Annotated in this window: 11 protein-coding genes; 1 reads left to right on the forward strand and 10 read right to left on the reverse strand. The window is 61.6% G+C overall.

All coding sequences use genetic code 11. From position 1 onward, the window contains the following. The 8 genes from LRO94_RS03725 to urtA all read right to left on the reverse strand — a co-directional run bounded on the left by LRO94_RS03725 (position 1) and on the right by urtA (position 7,676). Entirely contained in the window at positions 1-513 is a 513-nt protein-coding gene (locus tag LRO94_RS03725; protein ID WP_032890576.1) for a GNAT family N-acetyltransferase, read from the reverse strand. Positions 514-522: 9 nt separating this feature from the next. Then, entirely contained in the window at positions 523-825 is a 303-nt protein-coding gene (gene ureA / locus LRO94_RS03730; RefSeq protein WP_003171437.1) for an urease subunit gamma, read from the reverse strand. A 144-nt stretch (positions 826-969) separates the two neighbouring features. Then, positions 970-1,809: an urease accessory protein UreD gene (locus LRO94_RS03735; RefSeq protein WP_032890578.1), complete on the reverse strand. Its 840-nt coding sequence runs from the start codon at positions 1,807-1,809 to the stop codon at positions 970-972. Positions 1,810-1,840: 31 nt separating this feature from the next. Next, a complete protein-coding gene (gene urtE, locus LRO94_RS03740; protein ID WP_032890580.1) occupies positions 1,841-2,539 on the reverse strand; it encodes an urea ABC transporter ATP-binding subunit UrtE in 699 nt (232 codons plus the stop codon). A 334-nt stretch (positions 2,540-2,873) separates the two neighbouring features. Then, on the reverse strand, positions 2,874-3,707 hold the full coding sequence (gene urtD / locus LRO94_RS03745; protein ID WP_095186045.1) for an urea ABC transporter ATP-binding protein UrtD: 834 nt from the start codon (positions 3,705-3,707) through the stop codon (positions 2,874-2,876). Further along, complete coding sequence (gene urtC, locus LRO94_RS03750) at positions 3,704-4,771, reverse strand: urea ABC transporter permease subunit UrtC (protein WP_032890586.1); 1,068 nt, start codon at positions 4,769-4,771, stop codon at positions 3,704-3,706. Before urtC ends, urtD begins: the two co-directional genes overlap by 4 nt. Beyond that, entirely contained in the window at positions 4,771-6,273 is a 1,503-nt protein-coding gene (gene urtB, locus LRO94_RS03755; RefSeq protein WP_179179581.1) for an urea ABC transporter permease subunit UrtB, read from the reverse strand. Before urtB ends, urtC begins: the two co-directional genes overlap by 1 nt. A 137-nt stretch (positions 6,274-6,410) precedes the next feature. Continuing rightward, positions 6,411-7,676 (reverse strand): urea ABC transporter substrate-binding protein, encoded by a 1,266-nt coding sequence (urtA, locus tag LRO94_RS03760; protein WP_179179580.1) that lies wholly within the window; start codon positions 7,674-7,676, stop codon positions 6,411-6,413. A gap of 245 nt (positions 7,677-7,921) precedes the next feature. On the opposite strand from urtA, the gene LRO94_RS03765 reads away from it, so the two are divergent. Beyond that, complete coding sequence (locus LRO94_RS03765; RefSeq protein ID WP_179179579.1) at positions 7,922-15,169, forward strand: DUF4329 domain-containing protein; 7,248 nt, start codon at positions 7,922-7,924, stop codon at positions 15,167-15,169. Positions 15,170-15,367: 198 nt separating this feature from the next. Here LRO94_RS03765 and LRO94_RS03770 read toward each other — a convergent pair whose 3' ends face one another. Together LRO94_RS03770 and LRO94_RS03775 are read right to left on the reverse strand one after the other, a co-directional pair. Further along, entirely contained in the window at positions 15,368-16,750 is a 1,383-nt protein-coding gene (locus LRO94_RS03770; RefSeq protein ID WP_179179578.1) for a PepSY-associated TM helix domain-containing protein, read from the reverse strand. 88 nt (positions 16,751-16,838) lie between these two features. After that, entirely contained in the window at positions 16,839-18,905 is a 2,067-nt protein-coding gene (locus tag LRO94_RS03775; RefSeq protein WP_179179577.1) for a TonB-dependent copper receptor, read from the reverse strand. Between the last annotated feature and the right edge of the window lie 76 nt (positions 18,906-18,981).

An 18,981-nucleotide genomic window follows, 5' to 3' on the forward strand; every position in this document is an offset into this window, starting at 1 on the left:
TCACTCCTTGGGCGGTTCGGCGCCCGGGTTCAAGGCCAGTTGCATAAAGGTCAGGTCGAGCCAGCGACCAAATTTGATACCCACCTGCGGCATTTGCCCGGTGGTGATAAACCCCAGGCGCTCATGCAGGCGGATCGAAGCCTGGTTGCCGCTTTCGATGGCGGCGACCATCACGTACTTGCCGCCTATGCGCGCGCGTTCGATCAAGGCCGCCATCAACTGCGGGCCAAGGCCTTTGCCACGCTGGTCGTTACGCACATACACCGAGTGCTCGACGCTGTAGCGAAAGCCTTCGAAAGGGCGCCAGTCGCCAAACGAGGCGTAGCCGGTGACTTCATCGTGCTCGACCGATACCAGGATCGGATACGCCTGGGCCTGACGCGCGTTAAACCATGCCAAGCGGTTGGCCAGGTCTACCGGTTGTTCGTTCCAGATCGCCGTGGTGTTGCGTACCGCATCGTTGTAGATGTCGCGGATGGCTGGCAGGTCGCTTTCACTTGCATCACGAATCATGACCGGGCCTCAGGCGATGGGTTGGTGGACGGTGACCAGTTTGGTGCCGTCCGGGAAGGTCGCTTCCACCTGGATATCCGGGATCATTTCCGGGATGCCTTCCATCACCTGTTCACGGCTGAGCAGGGTGGTGCCGTAGTGCATCAAGTCGGCAACGGTGCGGCCATCGCGGGCGCCTTCCATCAAGGCGGCGGAGATATAGGCGATGGTTTCCGGGTAGTTGAGCTTCACCCCGCGCGCCAGGCGGCGCTCGGCCACTAAGCCTGCGGTGAAGATCAGCAGTTTGTCTTTTTCCCGTGGGGTCAGGTCCATGGTTCAAGGTCCTTCAAACATCATTCATAAAAACACCGCAGATCCCCTGTGGGAGGGGGCTTGCCCCCGATGGGGAATGTCAGGCAATACATCTGTCACTGACCCACCGCTATCGGGAGCAAGCCCCCTCCCACATGTTGATCTTCATGTGCTCCAGATTCGTGGTGCGACCGCCTCTCGCCCAAACAGAGCGGGGCGTAACAATTTCCATAAATCAATCAACCATCCCCGCGCCAGCAGCGCTTCACTGGCCAGGCAGCGGGCGACCAGCAAGCCGGGTAATTGGGTCAGGTCGCCGCGTACTGCATTCGGCAGAGCGCGGCATTGCTCAAGCAATTCAGGGGTGATTTCGCCAGTCACCAACAGGGTGGCAAATACCGGCTGCCCGTCCAGGCCGATAGGCGAGTCGAGCAACCCATCGGCGCCGACAATGCGCTGGCGTTCATGCCAGAGCAACTGGCCGTCGCGGCGGATATCCAGGTGCGATTGAAAGTGCCCCAAGTCGAAGCGCTCGCCACTGGCCGGACGGCCCAGGGCGATCACGTCCCAGTAGAACAATCGGGCATCGCCTTGCAGGTCGATGCGCGTGGTGAGTTCGGCCTGGGCGGCGCTGAATACGATGGTTTCCTGGGGCAGCCATTCCAGGGTGGCGCCGGCTTCGACAGTCAGTTCGAGTTGCTGGAAGGCCGGGCCGCTGGCGCGGTACCACTTGGCCGCGCCAGGGCTGGTCAATTGGGCCCAGGCGCCCTCGGCGACGTGGGCGCTGATGTCCAGGCGATCCCCACCGGCAATCCCGCCGGGCGGGTGCACGATGATGTGCTGGCACACCTCGGGGCCTTCGGCATACAGGTGCTTTTGCACCCGCAGCGGGCCGAGGTGGCGGCGCATCACCGGGCGCGTGGTGTCGCCGAAACGCGCATAGCCGAGTTCCAGCTCGGCGTGCCAGCTGGGGGTGAACAGGGCAGGGGTAACGGGCAGGTTCATGTCTTTATGCTTATCGTTAGGACGCTACAGATTAGATGGTTACGAGACCGCGTACACCCTCGCTTTCCATATTTTCTCCACGGCCCTGCTGCACGATTTCGCCCCGTGACATCACCAGGTACTGGTCGGCCAGTTCAGCGGCGAAGTCGTAGAACTGTTCCACCAACAGAATCGCCATATCGCCCTGCGCTGCGAGCTTTTTGATCACGGCGCCGATCTCTTTGATCACCGACGGTTGGATGCCTTCGGTGGGCTCATCGAGAATCAACAGGCGCGGGCGGCTGGCGAGGGCTCTCCCGATAGCAAGCTGTTGCTGCTGGCCGCCGGATAAGTCACCGCCGCGCCGATGCTTCATTTGCAGTAATACCGGGAACAGTTCGTAGATAAACGCCGGCACTTCCTTGGCCTCGGAACCCGGGAAGCGCGACAGGCCCATCAACAAGTTTTCTTCCACCGTCAGCCGCCCGAAAATCTCCCGGCCTTGAGGCACGTAGGCGATACCGGCGTGCACGCGCTGGTGCGGTTTGAAGCCGGTGATGGCCTTGCCTTCCCAGTTCACCGCACCCTCTTTGGCGGGCAGCAACCCCATCAAACACTTGAGTAGGGTGGTCTTGCCCACGCCATTACGGCCGAGCAGGCAGGTGACTTCGCCGATCTTCACGTCAAACGAGAGCCCGCGCAGGATGTGGCTACCGCCGTAATACTGGTGCAGCTTGTCGACTTGCAGCATGTTCAAACCCTCCTCAAATCGTGCCGGTGGCTGGCTTTTATGGTGAATCGACTTTTGTGGTGAGCCGACTTTTATGGTGAGCGGGCTTTTGTGGTGAGCGGGCTTGCCCCGCGCTGGGCCGCGAAGCGGCCCCTTTCCCATTCACCGCGTTCTATCAGGTAAAACTCATTGCCTGGTTTTGGGGCCGCTTCGCGACCCAGCGCGGGGCAAGCCCGCTCACCACATAGTCCTGCTCAGCAAATAGTCCTGCTAACCACAAAGTCCTGCTCAGCAAATAGTCCTGCTCACCACAAAGTCCTACTCAGCACACATTTTCGTATCCACCTGAAGCTGTTCAGCGACCGAGATAAACCTCGATCACCCGCTCATTTTCCTGCACCTGTTCCAGCGACCCTTCGGCCAGCACGCTGCCTTGGTGCAACACCGTCACATGGTCGGCAATCGAACCGACAAAGCCCATGTCGTGCTCCACCACCATCAACGAATGCTTGCCCGCCAGGCGCTTGAACAGTTCGGCAGTAAATTCGGTTTCGGCGTCGGTCATGCCCGCCACCGGTTCGTCCAGCAGCAACAGTTGCGGGTCTTGCATCAGCAGCATGCCGATTTCCAGGAACTGCTTCTGGCCGTGGGACAGCAACCCGGCGGGGCGATGCACCGAGGCAGTGAGGCGGATGGTATCGAGCACTTCATCAATCCGGTCTTTCTGCTCGCCACTCAAGCGTGCACGCAAGCTGGCCCACACCGACTTGTCGGTCTTCTGCGCCAGCTCCAGGTTTTCGAACACGCTCAAGGCTTCGAACACCGTTGGCTTCTGGAACTTGCGGCCGATACCAGCTTGGGCGATTTGCACTTCGCTCATGCTGGTCAGGTCCAGGGTTTCGCCGAACCAGGCATTGCCGTGGCTGGGCCGGGTCTTGCCGGTGATCACGTCCATCATCGTGGTCTTGCCCGCGCCGTTGGGGCCGATGATGCAGCGCAGTTCACCGACGCCGATGTAGAGATTCAAGTCGTTGAGTGCCTTGAAACCGTCGAAGCTGACGCTGATGTCTTCCAGGGTCAGGATGGTGCCATGGCGGGTGTTGAGGCCCTTGCCCGCGGCCTGGCCGATGCCGATGGCATCGCGGCCGCTGCCCGCGTCAAAAATAGGTTCGAGCATGACGTTCCTCATTTCTTCAGCAAGCCGATAACGCCCTTGGGCAGGTACAGGGTGACGATGATGAACAGCGCCCCGAGGAAGAACAGCCAGTATTCCGGAAAGGCCACGGTGAACCAGCTCTTCATGCCATTGACCACACCGGCGCCGAGCAGCGGGCCGATCAAGGTGCCGCGCCCGCCCAAGGCCACCCACACGGCGGCTTCGATGGAGTTGGTCGGCGACATTTCACTCGGGTTGATGATGCCCACTTGTGGCACGTACAAGGCGCCGGCCAAACCGCACAGCACCGCACTCAACACCCACACAAACAGCTTGAAACCACGCGGGTCGTAGCCACAGAACATCAGGCGGTTCTCCGCGTCGCGCAGGGCGGTCAGCACCCGGCCGAACTTGCTCTGGGCCAGGCGCCAGCCGATGTACAGGCTGGCGACCAACAGCAGCACCGTGGCCAGGAACAACGCTGCCCGTGTGCCCGGCTCGGTAATGCCAAAACCCAGGATGCTGCGAAAGTTGGTAAAGCCGTTGTTGCCGCCGAACCCGGTTTCGTTGCGAAAGAACAACAGCATCCCGGCGAAGGTCAGAGCCTGGGTCATGATCGAGAAATACACGCCCTTGATCCGCGAACGGAAAGCGAAGAAACCGAACACCAAAGCGAGCACACCCGGCGCCAATACCACCAGGCACAGCGCCCAGAGGAAGTGATCGGTGCCAGCCCAATACCAGGGCAATTCGGTCCACGACAGGAAGGTCATGAACGCCGGCAGCTCATCGCCGGACGCCTGGCGCATCAGGTACATGCCCATTGCATAACCGCCGAGGGCGAAGAACAAACCGTGACCGAGGGACAGCATCCCGGCGTAACCCCACACCAGATCCAGGGCCAGGGCGACGATGGCGTAGCAGAGGATCTTGCCCACCAGCGTCAGGGTGTAGGCCGAGACATGCAGCGGGTTTTCCGGCGAGAGCAGCGAGCACAGCGGCAAGGCCAGCAGCAGGATCAGGATGATCACACCGGTGGCAATCGTCGCCTTGGGGCCGGCCTTTTGCGCGGCCGTAAGCATCAATGGCTGGTTCATCAGTCGATCACCCGTCCTTTCAGTGCGAAGAGTCCTTGCGGGCGTTTCTGGATAAACAGAATGATCAGCGCGAGGATCAGGATCTTGCCGAGCACGGCGCCGATCTGCGGTTCCAGAATCTTGTTGGCGATACCCAGGCCGAAGGCCGCCGTGACGCTACCGGCCAACTGGCCGACACCGCCCAATACCACCACCAGGAACGAGTCGATGATGTAGCTCTGGCCCAAGTCCGGGCCAACGTTGCCGATCTGGCTCAGCGCGACGCCGCCTAACCCGGCGATGCCCGAGCCCAGGCCAAAGGCGAGCATGTCCACGCGCCCGGTGGGCACGCCGCAGCAGGCGGCCATGTTGCGGTTCTGGGTGACGGCGCGCACGTTGAGGCCCAGGCGCGTCTTGTTGAGCAGCAGCCAAGTGAGCACGACGACAAACAGTGCGAAGGCGATGATCACGATGCGGTTGTAAGGCAGCACCAGGTTGGGCAGCACTTGGATACCGCCGGACAACCATTCAGGGTTGGCCACTTCGACGTTCTGCGCGCCGAACACCAGGCGCACGGCCTGGATCAGCATCAGGCTGATGCCCCAGGTGGCGAGCAGGGTTTCCAGAGGGCGACCATACAAGTGACGAATCACCGTGCGCTCGAGGGCCATGCCGATCGCGGCGGTGACGAAAAACGCCACCGGCAGCGCGATCAGCGGGTAGAACTCGATGGCCGCAGGCACGTAGCGCTGCATCAGCAGTTGCACTACATAGGTGGAATAGGCGCCGAGCATCAGCATCTCGCCGTGGGCCATGTTGATCACACCGAGCAGGCCGAAGGTGATCGCCAGCCCCAGGGCCGCGAGCAGCAGGATCGAGCCCAGGGACATGCCGCTGAAGGCCTGGCCGAGGATTTCGCCAAACATCAATTTGCGTTTGACCTGGGCCAGGCTGGTTTCGGCGGCGGTGTGCACGGCGGCATCGGTTTCGACGCCAGGTGCGAGCAGGGCTTCAAGGCGCGTGCGGGCCAGCGGGTCGCCGGTGCTGCCGAGCAAGCGCACGGCAGCCAGGCGCACGGCCGGGTCGGTGTCGACCAGTTGCAGGTTGGCCAGGGCCAGGCTCAGGGCGGTGTGCACGCCTTCGTCGGTTTCGGCGGCGACTTGCTGGTCGAGGAATTTGAGCTGCGCAGGTTGCGCGGTTTTTTGCAGCGTTTGCGCAGCCGCCAAGCGCACCTTGGGGTCGGCGGCGAGCAGTTGCTGGCTGGCTTGCACGTTATCGATCAAGCCGCGCAGGCGGTTGTTCAGGCGCACGGTTTTGGTTTCGCCATTGACCGTAAGCTGACCTTGTTGCAGGGCGTCCACCAACTCGATGCGCGCCGGGTCAGGCTTTGCGGCCCAGTCCTGGAGGAGCTTGGCTTGTTGCGTCGGGTTGGCGGCCTGGAAGTCTTCGGCGTCGCTGGCGTGTGCGGCCAGGGGTAGCAACAGCAGTAGCGTCAGGAGGTAGCGTGTGAGGGCAGTGGGCATAAACAAATGTCCTGATCATGCGTGGACAGTGTGGGAGGGGGCTTGCCCCCGATAGCAGAGTGTCAGGTGATACTTCTGTCACTGACTCACCGCCATCGGGGGTAAGCCCCCTCCCACATTTGACTTGTGGTGGGGCTTTAGTTGCTCTTCACAGCGTGATCCGGTTTTTTGTCATTGCCAGGAATGTACGGGCTCCACGGCTGGGCGCGAATCGGCTCCTGGGTCTGCCACACCACCGAGAACTGCCCGTCCGCCTGGATCTCACCGATCATCACCGGCTTGTGCAGGTGGTGGTTGGTCTTGTCCATGGTCAGGGTAAAGCCGGACGGCGCGGCGAAGGTCTGGCCGGCCAGGGCTTCACGCACTTTGTCGACGTCGGTGGACTTGGCTTTCTCTGCTGCCTGGGCCCACATATGGATGCCCACATAGGTGGCTTCCATCGGGTCGTTGGTCACGGCTTTGTCCGCGCCCGGCAGGTTGTGTTTCTTGCCGTAGGCTTTCCAGTCTGCGACGAATTTCTGGTTGACCGGGTTCTCCACCGACTGGAAGTAGTTCCACGCGGCGAGGTTGCCCACCAACGGCTTGGTGTCGATGCCGCGCAGTTCTTCTTCGCCCACGGAGAACGCCACGACCGGTACGTCGGTGGCTTTCAGGCCCTGGTTGGCCAGTTCCTTGTAGAACGGCACGTTGGAGTCGCCATTCACGGTGGAGATCACAGCGGTCTTGCCGCCGGCGGAGAATTTTTTGATGTTGGCAACGATGGTCTGGTAGTCGGCGTGGCCGAACGGGGTGTAGACCTCTTCGATGTCTTTATCCGCTACGCCTTTGGAATGCAGGAACGAGCGCAGGATCTTGTTGGTGGTGCGCGGGTACACGTAGTCGGTGCCCAGCAGGAAGAAGCGCTTGGCGCTGCCGCCTTCTTCGCTCATCAGGTATTCCACCGCCGGGATCGCTTGCTGGTTCGGCGCCGCACCGGTGTAGAACACGTTGGGCGACATCTCTTCACCTTCGTATTGCACCGGGTAGAACAGCAGGCCATTGAGTTCTTCGAACACTGGCAACACCGATTTACGCGACACCGACGTCCAGCAACCGAACACCACCGCGACCTTGTCCTGGGTCAGCAACTGGCGGCCTTTTTCGGCGAACAGCGGCCAGTTCGAGGCTGGGTCCACGACCACCGGTTCAAGCATCTTGCCGTTCACCCCACCCTTTGCGTTGATCTCGTCGATGGTCATCAGCGCCATGTCCTTGAGGGACGTTTCCGAGATGGCCATGGTCCCGGACAGCGAATGCAGGATGCCGACCTTAATGGTCTCGGCGGCCTGGATAGTCCAGGTCATGCCCATGGCGGCAATGGATGCCGACAGGGTGAAAGCCTTGATCAAGCTGCGACGCTTCATGGTGCGGTCTCCATAGGTCAATGTTGTTATGTGGGAGCAATTGCAAGGGCTGTGCCTATCAGTGCCGTCGCGATGCATTCATGCGTGCTTGACGTTTTGCCCAGGATTTCGCGCACCAGATCGGGGCTTTGAACCGGATGATGTGCGCGCTGGCGCACGCTAACGGTGCGGGCTAACTACTTACCGCTCGACGCCTTCCCAGAGGTACAAGAATGGCCGCCAACACTCAGTCAAAAGGAATGTGTATGGCTATTCGATTATCACGCCAGGAACGCGCTGCCGGTGCCGGGAGGGGAGCGTCGCGCTTGCCGCCGTTAAGCCCGGCGTTTGTGCATGAGGCCGACGCCGCCTACTGGGCCCATCGGAAAATCGGCGACCGCCGTGACCGCGAGTACGGCGGCGTCATCCTGAAAAACCCCGCCGGTAAATACTTCGCCACCGATCCGGTGCCAGGGGATGGCATGCAGTTCGATCTGCTCAACGTTCTGGGCATCAGCGCCGAAGGTTATTACCAGCAACCCAGGGGCTACACCTGCGTCGCCAGTTACCATTCGCACCCGGCCCAGCACGCGTTGATCCGCGAGCGCAATCCGTCGTTCGACGAGCGAATGGCCAAGGCATTTCTCGGTTTTTTTTCAGGTTCGGACTTCAGCCACGATGTGGATGATCGCGAATTCTTTCCGGCGGCGTATCTATCGGGGCCGGACGGCTCACTGATTCGCTACGCGCCCAGCGGTTCGTCCCCGGAGCGCAGCTTCGCACTGTGGCTGCGGGCGGGAAAGCCGGCCGGCAGTCGGGTGGGGGTGTATGGGCCCTTCAATGAGTTTGTGAAAAAGGTCTCCACGCTGGGCGAGCTGAGCCTGATTGTGCCTACTGCACTGTGGGGCGGTTCTTTCGGTAAGGTGCCGGCGAACTGGGTGGTGTTCGAACCCTTCAGTTCCTCCACGTTGACCGAGTTGCCCTTGTTTACCGCCGTCTTCGATCAAGCTACCAAGGCCATTCGCTCGGCCCTGGCCGGCGGTGGTGCTGGCGGCGTGTTGCTCAAGGCTCGCGACAAGGAGGCCTATATCGCCACTGTCGGCAGGACCCTCGACCCTCACCAGCCTTTCTTGCGGCAACTGTTCCCCAATCGCGAGGGCAAGTTCGCATTGCCCGCCGATTATGGGGTAGCGGGTTTCTACCTGGGGCCAACGCCACCGGCGACCGTGCTCCCCGTCCAGGAGCCAGAGCTCTACCAGGCATTCTTCGCGCCACGGGCGCTGGCGCTCGGCATCTACCAGGCGCACACGCTGGAGACGGTGGATCAGGCCTTGGGCGTGTCGATTTATTACCGTACCCAGGGGCGAGCGTTGCTCAAATACCGCTGCTCCCTGACCAGTGCCGAAGCGGCACTGTTCAAGGTTGAGGCGGATGGCTCTGTCGTGGATGACGGTTTGGACGCCGCGCTGTTGAGCGGCCAGATGAGCCCGCGCGACTTTGTACGGCGGGTGGCGAGCACCGGGCAACTGAGCGTGGAGCAGACCAGCGCATTGTGGAGTGTGGCTGGTGTCGTCGATGAGAACTGGGTGCCGGACAAGACCGTTACACAGCCCACATCTACCACCACGCCGGGCTCCGGCGGCACATCGGTGACGCTGCCCGCATTGAGCCCGGCCTTTATTCATGCCGATGACGCAGCGTTGTGGGCGCACCGGCGTATTGGTGCACGGCGTGATCGTGAGTACGGCGGTGTGATTCTGCGCAACCTGCAAGGGTATTTTTTTGCCACAGAACCGGTCAGTGATCAGGGGCTTGAGTTTGACATCCGCGACGTCCTCGGCACCCGCGAGGATGGCAGTTTCTTGCCGATTGCTGGTTACCGCCGCGCTGGGCTTTATCATTCCCATCCGGCGGATTACGAACAGGTTGCCAGTGCCAACCCGAAGATGTCCGAGCATCAGGTGAAGGCCTATCTGAATTTCTTTTCTCCATGGGATGCCGCTGGGGATATCACCTATCAGCACAACTTTGCATTGTCTTACTTGTCGGGTCCCGATGATTCTCTGGTGCGCTATCGCCCCAGTGGGTCGTTCGCTGAGGCGCAATACGCCAAGTGGATTTTGGGCAAGGTCAGCGAGGCAGCGTGGGGGACGGATGGTTCGATAGAAGGTCACGTTAAAAAAATGCTCGCGGTGGGTGAGTTGAGCTTTGTCACCAGCAACCCGTTGTGGGGCGGCTCTCGGGGGGTGGTTCCGCAGAGCTGGCAGCCCTATCAGGCGTTCGCTGCGCCAGCGCCGGGTTTGTTGCCGCTGTTGTCCCACGTCTGCGCCACGGTCAGCGATGCCATTCAAGCGGGCGTGGCGCTCGGCAGCGGCGCCAAGACGTCCTGGCGCCTTGGGCTGGTGCTCAAGCGCGATGGCAAGGATGAATTCGTCGCGACCCAGGCCCACCTCCTCGACGAGCCACGCTTTTATGTGAGCCACCTGTTATCGACGGATGCGGACGGCAATTACCTGCTGCCGGACGAGCATCACATTGTTGGTTTTTACTGCGACCCTCCTGCCGAACACGGCCGCGTGGCGGTGAACCAACCCTGGTTGTACCGCAGCTTTTTTCCGCCGTTGGGTTTGGGGAGCGCGGCACAGCAGGCTGGTCTTATCGCTAACCTGCAGGTGCCGGATCAGCCGCTTGGGCTCTATCAGCAAACCGCAGATGGGGCGCTGTTGCGCTACCGATTTAACTTCTCGCCTGCAGAAGTCGAACGCTTCGGCAGCAGCCCTGAGGCCGATAACGCGCTGCTCACAGGCAGCCTCACACCCCAGGACTATGTCCGGCAGGTTGCGGCCGTCGGTGAGCTGACCGTGCTCGCCACCAACCGCATGTGGGACCGCGCGGGTGTGGTCGCCGCAGCGTGGCGACCGTTTGCCGGTGTCCCGGAGGTGAAGGTGGGGCCGGCCTTCATTCAGCCCGATGACGCTGCGCGCTGGGCACACAACCAGATCGGCACACGGCGTGACAAAGAGTATGGCGGGCTCATTCTCAAACGCGGCAACCGCTACTTCGCCACGCATCCGGCCAGCGGTGAGCAGGTGCTGTTCGATTTCAGCACGATCCTGGCAGTGGACGATGAGGGCAACTTTATCGCGCCCCATCCCTACGAGTGCCATGCGCTCTACCATTCCCATCCCGCCGACGAAGGCTCGATAAGACAATTCAACCCCGGTTTCACCGCGGATCAGGTTGAGCTGTTCAACAGTTTTTATTCCAACGCCGACCAGGTGTTTGTCATCACCCATCGTAACTTTGCGCGCGTGCATTACCTGTCTGGGACGGTCAACTCGCTGCTCAAATATGTGAGCAGCGGCTCGGCCGAGGAGACAAACCTCAAGGCTCAACTGACAGGCACCGAGCCGGTCGTGCCATTCTCCGCGTTCGAAGGCGCTGTGTGGCGGTTGGCGAAAGCCGGCGAGTTACACGTGCTGGTACCCTCGCCCGTGTGGGGCGGTGTACGCGGCAAGGTGCCTCAGGACTGGACCTTGCGCAGTCCAGTCAGCAGCGACGGGGTTGCGCAGGCACAACCGTTCTTCACCCCGATCGTCAGTACCGCGCAAGCGGCGGTGTTGGTGGCCTTGAGCTTTTCGGCGGGTTTGCCCCGGACCGGCTATCAGGGGGTTGTCCTCAAGCACCTGACGGCTTCGACCTATGTCGCCACTGAACCCACGGCCCTGGGCGCTGCGTTGACCGGGCTGTTCCCGGTACGCAATAACGGCCAGCCCCGGCTGCCCTCCAATCACCGCGTGGTGGGCTTCTATTATTCCCCGGCGCCTTTGGCCAACACGCCGTTACCCGCCACGGAACCTTGGCTGTACAAGCGTTTCGTCAGCCCTCAACTGCTGGTCACGGCGATGAATCAGGCGGCCGCCACGAAGAGCCTGCAGATTGCCGAGATGGGCTTGAAGCTGTTTTTGCACACCGACGACGGGGCGCTGTTGCAATGGCAAGCGCCCGAAGCCAAGGCGGCCACTGAACTGTTCAATGTGGCCATTGACGGCACGGTGACGGATAACGATAACCAGGCAGCGTTGATGGACGGTTCGTTGTCTCCCCGGGCGTTTGTGCGTCGCGTTATTCGTGCGGGCGAGCTGACGGTACGCCAGACAGGCCAGCTTTGGACCGAGCGAGGGGTGGTGTATGACAGTGAAGTCCTGCCATTGGGTACGGCCAAGCGTGATAGCGTCGATGCAACCTTCCTGAGTGCCGACGATGCCGCGCGGCACGCCCACGAGCGCATCGGCATACGGCGTGATGCGGGGTATGGCGGCTACATCCTGCGGCGTCCCGACCAGCGCTTCACGTTCACCGAACCGGTACGTTTCCAGGGCAATGGCTTTGCCGCAGACTTGCTGCTGTCATCATCCGACAATGGGTTAGTCGTACCGCCCGCCGAGCATGTCATTTGTGGGCGCTACAGTTCCCATCCACCGCTGTCCCAAGCTGACCTGGAACGTTGGCGCCGTCTGGGTTGGACACTGACCGATCTTGAGATCACCGTCACGATGTTCGCCGATCAGGAAATCCGTTCGGTGATCCAGTCCGGGCTTCCGGCGTACTTGAGCGGAACGCCCAATAACCTGATCTGTTACATCCCCAGCGGCTCACAAAAGGAAGCATTGGTACTGGCCAATACCCGTCAAACGCCGGGGGTTGATAGCTACCGTCTTCGCCTGGAACGCGGTGCGCTCAAACCGCAAGATATCGTGATCCGCCTGGCGGACGCAGGCGAACTGCGGGTGCTCAGCCATACACGGTTGTGGGGGCCGCGCCTGCGAGTCTATGACGACTGGACGCCAAATTTCGAATACGCCCAGGTAGCCCCGCAAACGCCGTCGTTGAGCGCCATTTTCACCACCCTGGACGCTGCGGCGATCAATGCCCATAAGCGCGGCCATGGGCGCAGCCTGGAGGCTCAGGGGTATACGGCTTACTTGCTCAAGCACCCGCAAAAAAATGAATACGTGGTCAGCGAGCTGGCGCCGCAGGCGTCTGAGGGGCGGTTAAGTAACGCATCGCTCGGCGCGCCTTATCTTGAAGGAGGGGATTTCGCTCATGGTTTCGTGGTGGCCGGGATGCTCTATTCCCAGCAATGGTTGCCCAGCGGCGTGAGTTCTTCTGAAGCCTGGCTGACCCGCTTTTTCGCGACTCCGCATTTGCTGCAGCGGGCCGAGAAAGATGCCCGTCATTTGCCGGGCGCGGATACCGGCGACGTGTTACCGGTTTATCTGTCGACGCTTGAGGGCGCGCTATTGCGCTATCAGCCGGCCAAGACCTCGCTGTTCAGTGGCGGCGAGAATGGCGGCGAAGTCAGCGTGCAGGGGATGAGCCTGCGCAGCGGCACTCTGGATATTCGCCGCTATGTGACGTTGATGGCGCAAACCGGTGATTTGACGGTGCTGTACTCCAGTCAATGCTGGGACCGCCGGGGCGCGGTGAGCAAGGAATCTTCGCGCTGGCGACCCTACGCCCACTTTATTCGCCGCCGTCTGGGGCCAGTGTTCAACGACCAGGATGACGCGGCGCGGTATGCCCATTCTCGCCTTCAGACTGTCAATGGAAGGCGGCTGTTCGGCGGCCTGATTCTCAAGCGTCCTGACGGTCTGTTCGTTGCCACTGAACCGGTCAGCGTGCCCCGCGAAGACTTCGAGCACACCTGGATTTTCCCTGATGAGATGGTAGCGGTTGGCGGCTTTCCCGCGGCCCATACCCTGGTGGCGCGCTACCGTTCAAGCCCTGGGCGCGAACTGCCGTTTACCCTGGATGCCACGCAACGTGACATCTACCGCAATATGCTCTCGACCCGGGTGATCAGTGCTGTGCTGACCACTGCCCATGCCACCCTGAGCCGTGAGTACCTGTTCGGCGCCGACGGCAGCATCATCAGTTACAGCCGCAGCAACTCGTTGCTGGAAGCGGCGTTGAAAGACGATTTGGCGCCCCTGAATCTGGTGCGGGAGGACCGCCTGGAGAACACGCTTGAGCAACAGATCCGCGCAGGAGAGCTCACGCCAGAAGCGTTTGTCCAGCGCTTGAGCAAGGCGGGGCGCTTGCGCGTTGTGGAAGGCAGCGAGGTCTGGGGGCCGCCGCGTTTACTTCAGGGGTTTGTTCCCAAAGCGTTTCGCTTGCCTGGGGCTCAGATCGAAAACGCCCTGGCGGATCCTGCCTTCAGTCCGGTATTTGCCCAGGAGCGGGCGGCTGTGCGTTATGCCCATGAACGCTGTCAGTACGGGTCTGCGTTGCAGTTCGGCTACGTGTTCAAGGACGCGCGCAAAGAGCAGTACATGGTGACGATGCCGCTGGTGCGTAGCAGTTATTGGAAGTTCGAGCAGGTGTTTCCAAGCGGCCTGCTGCCCCAGGGTTATGTCCTGGAAGGTATCTATCTATGTGCGGCCCTTGAAACACTGACACCGGGGCACGACCCCCATGGGCAAATGATTCATTCGCCCATGGTCATCGACAATGGCATTCGCTTCGCCCGCCATGGTGTGAAGGGCAAGCAGCTATCGCTGTACCTGTCCTGCCCGGAGGGGGCGTTGCTCAGGTATCAATACCTGCAAACGGACGAGGCGCTGGACGATCGCAGCCATTTCCCGACGCTTCGCCAGCAACTGCACGAGGGCAAGATCACGCTGCTTGACTATGTGCATGAGCTGGCTGGACTCGGCAACCTTGATGTCCTGGTCGAGGGAGCGGTCTGGGCGGGTACGCGACGAATCACGCCCGTCTGGCAGCCGGGAACGGGAGAAGGATTCTTCGATTACCCGATGGGTTGCGGTCCGTTGTTTTCCCACCCAGACGATGCCGCCCGCTACGTTCAACGTCGGCTGTCGGCAATCCAGGGCCATAACTATGTCGCCGCGGTCCTGGCCAACCCGAACGACTCATCGTTCATCACCACCTTGCCGCTGTGGCCGGGGCTGGATGCGACGCGCCTGTTCCGCCTGTTTTACACCGGGCCTTCGGGGCCTGTGCAGCCGATGTCGCCGCCAGCGAGCGGGCCGGTACCTTACCCGGATTTTCCGGACTTGTACCGGGTGGTGGGTGCGCAGTTGGCCTACCGGGACACGGCGCCCGTCGAGAGTGCGGCGTCCGAGGATGATTCGCTGAACAGCAACTTTATCGAACCGACATTCCTGGCTTATTGCATCCGCATTCTCAAGGCTCAGTCACGCTCTACGACGAACTTTTACCTGATGACTCGGGGGGGCGCGCTGTTGAAATACGTGTTGGGGCTTTCATCCCCGGAAAATGAGCTGATGACGTCTGCGGCCAGTCTCACGCCTGTTGAGTTTTTCAGGCGATTGGCTGGAGTCGGTCAACTCTCGGTACTCGATCGGGATGGCTACTGGCATAACGAGGGGCTGATTTCCGAGGTGCTAAAGGACCGTCGCAAAGAGGTGGGAAACGACGAACCCTTGGTCGACGAACCGCTTCAACTGCGTGACCGTGATGAGCTGTAACGCAGTACTCAGCACTTGTGCATCAGGCCGCTGGCAAGGTACTGGGTGATCGGTCGTTTGTTTTGCTTGGAGGGTTGCTCGCCGCGATGAGCGGCGAGCAACGATGACGCAGAACGTGTGATGAGCTAGCGCTTATCCGCTGCGGGACAAGAGTCGCGCAAGGCTAAAGAAGGCCTCTGTCTTGGGTCCTCGCCGGGTTCATGCAGAACCTGGGGCGGACTCACGCGGGCCAAAAAAACGCGACAGCACCAGACGATCCAAGGCCCATACGACGATCAGCGAAGCGCCCACCAGCGGGAAAATGATCGCCAGGCCCAGCATGATCACCATCGCGGTTTTCCATTTCGGCAGGTCGTGGCGCAACGGCGGCACCCCCAGGCCGCCCTGGGGCCTGCGCTTCCACCAGATCACCACGCCACTGACGGCGCTCAGCAAAATCATCAGGCAGATCACCAGCACGATCAGTTGGTTGACCCAGCCGAACATCTTGCCTTCGTGCAGCATCACGCCGGTCTCGGTGGTCCGCGCTACCCAGTTGTAGTGCTCCCAGCGCACATCGGCGAGGACTTTGCCGGTGTATTGGTCCACATGCAGAGTGGCGTCGTTGCGCGGGTCGTTGGCGAACACCGCGACGGTGAACACGCCGGTGGCGGTGGTGGGGAAGGTGATGCTGTAGCCTGGCTCGACCTTGCGTGCGGAGGCCAAATCCACCACCTGTTGCAGGCGGATGGTCGGCGCGGCCGGGCCTGCGTGCATGGCGCCGTGGTTCATGTGTTCGGCGTGGTCGCCGGACATGGGCATCGGCGTATTTTCCATGGCCCAGGGCACGGTCTGTTGGGTCGCAGTGTTGAGCACTCGCGCCTGCTGGTCGGACTGCGGCACGTTGTTCCACATCGCCGCTGGGAAGGTATTCCACAGCCCCGCGTACTGCTTGCCCCAGAAGCCGGTCCACGTCATGCCGCTGAGCAGCATCACCAGCAAAAATGCCGCGCCCCAGAACCCGGCGACCGCATGCAGGTCGCGCCAGAACACCCGGCCGCGACTGCCCAGGCGTGGCCACAGCACCCCCGCTGAAGACTTGCCACGCGGCCACCACAGATACACACCGGACACGACCAACATCACGCCCCACCCGGCGGCGAGTTCTATGAGGCGGTCGCCGGTGGTGCCGATCATCAGTTCACCGTGCAGTGCACGAGCGATGGCTTGCAGGTTGTAGGTTGCGTCCTGCTCACCGAGTACGGTGCCGCGATAAGGGTCGACGAACACCGTCACTTCGCGACCCTCGTTGTGCATCACAAACTGCGCGCTGCTGGTGGCGTCGGCCGGCGGCAGGTATTTGCTGATCGCGCCTTTGGGGTAGGCGAGTTGGGCGCGCATCAATTGTTCGTCGGCGCTCAAGGCGTGTTCGGCTGCGGGTACGGTCAGCAGGTTGCCGTACATCAGCGGGTCGAGTTGGGGTTTGAACAGGTAGATGATGCCGGTCACGGCCAGCAGCACCATGAAGGGGGCGACAAAGAGGCCAGCGTAGAAATGCCAGCGCCAGGCCAGGTTGTAGAAAGAGATTTTTTGAGTCTTCATCAGGTAGTGCTCCGCAAGGCTATGGATCTTAGGTGTGGGGCTGCCAGGCAACCCCTCTGTCGGTAAGGCCGACTCCTACTGCGGTGCTTTAGAAACTCATGTCGACTTTAGTCCAGAGGGTTCGCCCCGGCTCCTTGATGGCTTGCGGGTCGTTGGCCGGGTAGCCGAAGCCGGCATTGCCCGCGAGGTTCAAATGCTCGGCGTAGGCCTTGCCGAACAGGTTGTCGACGCCGGTGCTGACCTTGACGTTTTTTGTGATGCGATAGGCGCCGTTCAGCGAGAACACGCCAAAGCCGCTGCTCTTGTCGTAGTCCTTGCCGACCACGTTGCCCTTGTTCTGATCGATACGGTTCTGCGCGGCGACCACTCGCCACAGCGCGCCCGCACTCCAGTCGTCTTCGCTGTAGGTCAGGCCCACGCGTGCATCCAGGGGTGGCATTTGTGGCAGGGCCTTGCCGTCGCTGCTGTTCTTGCCCCAGGCGTAGGCGAGGGTCGCGTCGGCTTTCCAATGACGGGTCAGCTTGTACGCCGCGCCCACTTCACCGCCCATGATGCGAGCATCGACGTTGCGGGCCTGGGAGGTGGTGCCCATCATGCCCGGCCGGTAGTCGAACAGGATGAAGTCACGTACTTGCCCGATGTAGCCAGAAGCCCAGGCTTCGAGGTCGTCTGCTTTGTATTGCGCGCCGAAGTCGAGTTGGGTGGTCTTCTCCGGTTTCACGCCGTCGAAGGCATTCACCGAACCGACCGCGCCGGTGTTGGGAGAGAACAACTCCCAGTAATCCGGGAAGCGTTGCGAGTGGCCCAGGCCGGCGTAGAGGGTGGTGGGGCTGTCGGCCAGGTCGTGCTCGTAGCGCATAAAGCCCGAGGGCAGGGTATCGGCGCGGGTGTCGTCGGCGGTCGGGTTGGCGCGTGCACTCATCCCGGAGCCGGTGGTTTGCCGGAAGTCCTTGGCCGAGGCGCGGTCCAGACGTGCGCCGGTGATCAGTCGATCGCGGTCGGCGGCGTACCAGGTCAGTTCGCCGAACACGCCGTAGTTGTGGAAGTTGGCGTCCTTGACCTTGGGCAACTCTTTGTAGGTGTCGATGCCCATGCTGCTGCGTTGGCGGTGTTCATTGGTCTGCGCATCCAGGCCGCCGATCAACTGCAGATCGGCCCAGCGCCAAGTGGCCTTGATCCGCGCACCGAGGGTTCGACGATCAACGTTGGAGGCCATCGGCCCGGCCATCATCCCGGTGCCCGACGGCGTGCGTAGGCTGTAGTTGTCCATCACATGGTCGGCGTAGTTGTAGTAGACCTGTGCCTCGACCTTATCCAGCACCTCACCGATATTGGACTTCTCGAAACGCAGCCCGAGGCTTTCGCGCAGGAACTGTGAACCGTCCATGCCGCGTCCGGCGTAGCGCGCTTCGCCGTCGCCACGCCCTGCGGTGAGTTCCAGCAGGGTGTCGGCGTCGGGGGTGAAACCCACGGCCACGTCGCCGTTCCACTTGTCGTAGCGCGAAGCAACGGTGTCGTGGTTGCCGTCTTTGTAATCGTCGGCATGGGCCTGGTTGCCGATCACCCGCACATAGCCCAGCGGCCCACCGGCGGCGGCATCGATGACCTTGTCGAAACGCCCATTGGAGCCTGCCAGCACACTCGCGTTGAGCCGTGTGCCCAATTCGCCGAAGTGCTCGGGCTCGCGGTCGAACAAGATGGTACCGGCCGAGGCGCCTGGCCCCCAGAGTACGGTTTGCGGGCCTTTGATCACCGTGAGGGTGTCGTAGGTTTCCGGGGAAATATACGAAGTGGGTGCGTCCATGCGGCCTGGGCAGGCGCCGAGCATCATGCTGCCGTTGGTGAGGATATTCAGGCGCGAGCCGAACATGCCACGCAGCACCGGGTCGCCATTGGTGCCGCCATTGCGCACCAGGGCGAAGCCGGGGATGGTCTTGAGGTAGTCGCCACCATCGCTGGCGGGCAGCGGTTGGCGCGGGTCTTTCGGGTTCGTGACCACGGTCAGGGGGGAGCTGGGCGCAATCGCGGTGATCACAGTGGGGCTCAGTTCATGTTCATGCTCTTCGGCATGGGCCTGAGGCGTCAGCAGGGCGCCGCATAAAACGGCGAGCACAGGGGTACATCCCAAACGGGTGTCAGCAGAAAACCTGGACATGACAAATTCCATCAATCAATCGTAAACAACACGGCCAGCAGCCTGCGGCTGTCTGTCTAAAGTCGGCCGGGGTGAA

This window comes from Pseudomonas sivasensis (assembly GCF_021391435.1).
GTDB lineage: Bacteria > Pseudomonadota > Gammaproteobacteria > Pseudomonadales > Pseudomonadaceae > Aquipseudomonas > Aquipseudomonas sivasensis.

Coding starts and splice junctions, on each gene's coding strand:
- LRO94_RS03725 (WP_032890576.1), bottom strand. CDS start 513: ATGATTCGTGATGCAAGTGAAAGCGACCTGCCAGCCATCCGCGACATC.
- ureA (WP_003171437.1), bottom strand. CDS start 825: ATGGACCTGACCCCACGGGAAAAAGACAAACTGCTGATCTTCACCGCA.
- LRO94_RS03735 (WP_032890578.1), bottom strand. CDS start 1,809: ATGAACCTGCCCGTTACCCCTGCCCTGTTCACCCCCAGCTGGCACGCC.
- urtE (WP_032890580.1), bottom strand. CDS start 2,539: ATGCTGCAAGTCGACAAGCTGCACCAGTATTACGGCGGTAGCCACATC.
- urtD (WP_095186045.1), bottom strand. CDS start 3,707: ATGAGGAACGTCATGCTCGAACCTATTTTTGACGCGGGCAGCGGCCGC.
- urtC (WP_032890586.1), bottom strand. CDS start 4,771: ATGAACCAGCCATTGATGCTTACGGCCGCGCAAAAGGCCGGCCCCAAG.
- urtB (WP_179179581.1), bottom strand. CDS start 6,273: ATGCCCACTGCCCTCACACGCTACCTCCTGACGCTACTGCTGTTGCTA.
- urtA (WP_179179580.1), bottom strand. CDS start 7,676: ATGAAGCGTCGCAGCTTGATCAAGGCTTTCACCCTGTCGGCATCCATT.
- LRO94_RS03765 (WP_179179579.1), top strand. CDS start 7,922: ATGGCTATTCGATTATCACGCCAGGAACGCGCTGCCGGTGCCGGGAGG.
- LRO94_RS03770 (WP_179179578.1), bottom strand. CDS start 16,750: ATGAAGACTCAAAAAATCTCTTTCTACAACCTGGCCTGGCGCTGGCAT.
- LRO94_RS03775 (WP_179179577.1), bottom strand. CDS start 18,905: ATGTCCAGGTTTTCTGCTGACACCCGTTTGGGATGTACCCCTGTGCTC.